Source organism: Isoptericola sp. NPDC057559 (assembly GCF_042801555.1).
Lineage (GTDB): Bacteria > Actinomycetota > Actinomycetes > Actinomycetales > Cellulomonadaceae > Isoptericola.
The window spans coordinates 1-3,858 of the sequence record NZ_JBHVFQ010000056.1; the positions used below are offsets into that span (position 1 = coordinate 1).

3 protein-coding genes are annotated in these 3,858 nt (G+C 74.8%); 1 reads left to right on the top strand and 2 read right to left on the bottom strand.

The genetic code is table 11. The annotated features are described in order from the left end of the window. Positions 1–48 precede the first annotated feature (48 nt). On the bottom strand, positions 49–708 hold the full coding sequence (locus tag ACFU5J_RS21885) for a TetR/AcrR family transcriptional regulator (protein WP_430580119.1): 660 nt from the start codon (positions 706–708) through the stop codon (positions 49–51). A gap of 381 nt (positions 709–1,089) precedes the next feature. Here ACFU5J_RS21885 and ACFU5J_RS21890 point away from each other — a divergent pair, with 381 nt between their 5' ends. Beyond that, positions 1,090–2,337 (top strand): RtcB family protein, encoded by a 1,248-nt coding sequence (locus ACFU5J_RS21890; protein WP_430580120.1) that lies wholly within the window; start codon positions 1,090–1,092, stop codon positions 2,335–2,337. 121 nt (positions 2,338–2,458) lie between these two features. Here ACFU5J_RS21890 and ACFU5J_RS21895 read toward each other — a convergent pair. Then, positions 2,459–3,858 (bottom strand): hypothetical protein (locus tag ACFU5J_RS21895; protein WP_430580121.1); only part of this gene is annotated, 1,400 nt, incomplete at its 5' end.

Genomic DNA, 3,858 nt, shown 5'->3' on the forward strand with positions numbered 1-3,858 from the left:
ATCGAGACCGACGGCGCGAGGGATCACGTGTCGCAGGGCCCGGCCGGGTCAGCCGCCGGTCGTGGCGGGCCGCTCGTCGGACGGCCGCGGCGCGTCCGCCGGAGGCGGCACCAACCGCTCGAGCAGCTCGAGCACGCGGGCGCCGTCGACGGCGTCGGGGTCGAGGAGCCACTGCACCTGGATGCCGTCGGACGCGGCGATCGCGAGCGCGGCGAGGTCCGCGGCGTCGACGGCGGGGTCGATGCGCCCGGCCGCCTGGTCCGCGCGCACGCTCTCCGCGAGCTCGCCGCGGATGCGCGCGAAGCGCCCCCGGAAGAACTTCCGCGTCACCGGGTGCCCCTCGCCCGCGGCGTCGCCCGCGAGGGTCGTGTAGAGCTGCACGAGCCCGGGCACGTCGCGGTTGAGCACGGCGCTCTCGCGCATCCGTCCGACGGCCGAGGGCGGGGGCGCGCCGCTCTCGTCGCGCTGCCCCTCGTGCGCGCGGTAGACCGCCACCAGGAGGTCGTCGCGGGACGGGAAGTAGTGCCGCAGCGTGGCGTGCGAGACACCGACCGCCTCGGCGACCGACCGGAGCGACGACGCGTCGACCCCGTGCTCCGCGACCATCCGGAGCACCTGCTCCAGGATCTGCGCGCGGCGGGCCGCGCCCTTCGCGTACCCGCGGCGGGGTGCCGCGTCGTCGCCCGTCACACCCCCCGCATCGCTCACCGGGCCAACCTACCGATATTCCGTGGGGCGAGGGCCGATGCCGGTGCTACGTTCGGCGCCGTCCGCAGGACAGCCCTGCGACCACCGCCCACCCCGGAGGGGACCGTGACCCGTTCGACGTGTCGTCGTCAGGCCGATGCCGGCCTGCGTCTCGCCGTGCCCGCGCCCCTGCGGCCCGAGGCGCCGCGATACGAGAAGCAGTGTCCCGAGGGCGGGAGCACGACCTGAGCGACACCTGACTCAGGCCACCCGAGCCGCCCCTGGGACCACGTCCCGAGGGCGGCTCTCGTCGTCCTGCGGGCAGGGCTCCCACCACGGCGCGCCGCCTGCGCGCCGTCGCGAAGAACCGCACCACGCACCCACCTGGAGGGGGTGCCCATCATGACCGAGAACACGACCACGACCACGACCCACGCCTTCCCCGTCCCGCTGAGCGGGGCGCGTGCCGACACGCTGATGTGGGCCCACGAGCACGAGGTCGAGCCCGCGGCCCTCGCCCAGCTGCGCAACATCGCCGCGCTCCCGTGGGTCGAGGGCGTGCGCGTCATGCCGGACGTCCACCTCGGCAAGGGCGCGACCGTGGGCTCCGTGATCGCCATGCGCGACGCCGTCTCGCCGAACGCCGTCGGCGTCGACATCGGCTGCGGCATGATCGGCGTGCGGACCTCGCTGACCCTGGAGGACCTGCCCGACGACCTCGGCCCGGTCCGGTCGCGCATCGAGTCCGCCATCCCGGTCGGGTTCCACGCCCACGCCGAGCCCGTCGACCCGCACCGGCTGCGCTCCATCGCCGGGAACGGCCCGGCCGAGGCCGTTCGCGGCGCCGACGCGTTCTGGGAGCGGTTCGGCGCGCTGCACGGGAGGGTGTCGGACATCGAGGGTCGGGCGCGGCGGCAGCTCGGGACGCTAGGTGGCGGGAACCATTTTGTGGAGCTATGTGCCGATATGTCCGGTTCGATCTGGCTCCAGCTCCACTCGGGGTCGCGGAACATCGGCAAGACGCTCGCCGAGCAGCACGTGGCCGTCGCGAAGCGGCTGGAGCACAACCAGGGCCTGGTGGACCGCGAGCTCGCGGTGTTCCTCGGCGGCACTCCCGAGATGGACGCCTACCTCGCCGACCTGTGGTGGGCGCAGGAGTACGCGGCGCGGTCGCGCGCGGTGATGATGACCCTCGTCGTCGACGCCGTGCGGGCGTCGTTCCCGGGCCGGGAGATCCGGTTCGACGAGGCCGTGAACGTGCACCACAACTACGTGGCGGTCGAGCAGGTCGACGGCCAGGAGCTGGTCGTGACCCGCAAGGGCGCGATCCGGGCGGGCCGGGGCGACCTCGGCCTGATCCCGGGCTCGATGGGCACCGGCTCGTACATCGTGCGGGGGCTCGGCAACCCGGAGTCGTACTGGTCGGCGTCGCACGGCGCCGGACGGCGGATGTCGCGGACGAGGGCGAAGAAGACCTTCACCCTCGACGACCTGGCCGCCCAGACGGCGGGCATCGAGTGCCGCAAGGACGCCGGGGTGCTCGACGAGATCCCCAGGGCCTACAAGGACCTCGACGCGGTGATCGCCGCGCAGTCCGACCTCGTCGAGGTGGTCGCCCGGCTCCGCACGCTGCTCTGCGTCAAGGGCTGACGACGCGGCGGCGGGCACGGGCGCGGCGGCCGGCGGGACCCTCGGGGTCGCGCCGGCCGCCGCGGTCGTCCGGGTGCCGGAGGCCGAGGCCGAGGCCGACGTCGGCGAGGCGAGAGGGCCGTCAGCGCAGGGCGACGGCGGTCCTGCTCGCCGTGTCCTCGACGCCCGAGATGCCCTGCAGGCGGTCGTAGCGGGCGGTGCGCATCGCGACGTGGTCGTCGTCGGCGGTGCCCGCGACGCCGTCGGGCCCGACCGCGAACATGTGCAGCAGGTTGCCGGTGTTCATCACGCTCGTGGCGACGTCGTGGTCGTCGGTGTGGAAGCTGCCGACGAAGTGCCCGATCTCGTGCGCGGCGGTGTAGCCGAGCGCCTGCGAGACGGCCTGCACGCGGTCGCTGTCCGCGGTGAGGAACTGGTCGAGCGAGGCGGGGTGGTCGCCGCTCATCGGCTCCGGCATGACGATCGCCGTCTCCTCGCGCGCGAAGTTCCCGGGGTCCACGGACTCGGAGAGCCCGAACGCCGGCAGGATGCCCGCCTCGGCGACCGTGCCGCCGACGATCACGCGGCTCACGCCCGGCTCGCCCCACAGGTCCGGGTCCTCGAGGTCGTTGGTCACCCGCACCCGGGAGCCGGGGATCTCGTCGCGCAGCACCTGGCGCACGAGCTCGGTCGTGGCGTCCACCACGGCGCGCTCGTCGGCCGCGGTGAGCCCCCAGCGGGGCAGGAAGTCGCGCATCGGGCTGACGTCGCGCACCCCGGGATCGGTGACCGCGGCCCCGAAGACGCGGTTGTCGAACGACGGCCCGCCGAAGTCGAGCAGCACGGTCTGCGGCTGCGCGCCGCGCGCCGACGGTGCCCGGTGCGCGCCCACGGTGAGCTCGTAGTCGCCGGAGCCGTCGGACACCGCGACGAGGTAGACCCCGGTGCGGTCGACGACGTGGTTGGTGGTGGCGTTCCCGCCCCGGGGCAGCGGGGACGAGTCCGGGTAGATCGGCCCGGGGTCGCTCGCCGAGGACTGCACGAGGTCGCCGTCCAGCTCGTGGATCGCCACCTGGCGGGCTCCCCCCGAGACGGACGCGCCGACGACGTCGCCGCGCCGCAACGGCACCGCGTACACGTCGGTGTCCGCCGCGCCGCGCGCGTGCAGGGTGACGTCGATCGAGTACGGCCCCTCGGAGATGGCGCCCGGCCCGGAGGCGGGGTCGGTGGGGTCGCCCGGGAGGTAGGCGCCGACGGCCACGTAGTAGGTGCCGCCGGTCTCCAGGCGCTGCGCCAGGTGCACGGCGCCGTCGCCGGTCATGTCCTGCGCGCCGACCAGGAGCTCCCCGTCGGCGTCGTACAGCAGCGCGTTCGGGGCGAGCCCGTCCTCCGGGGCGAGGTCGACCGTGAGGGTCTCTCCCCGCGCCGCGTCCACGCGGTAGAAGTCGAAGTCGCCGGTCGCGGACCCCGCCGAGCCGTGCGGCCCGTCCCCGACGACCCCGTCGGTCGTGATCCCGCGGCGCTCCGCGCCGAGGCCGAGGT

What these genes read in the sequence shown, in the direction of transcription:
- ACFU5J_RS21890 (WP_430580120.1), top strand. Translation starts at nt 1,090, where the DNA reads ATGACCGAGAACACGACCACGACCACGACCCACGCCTTCCCCGTCCCG.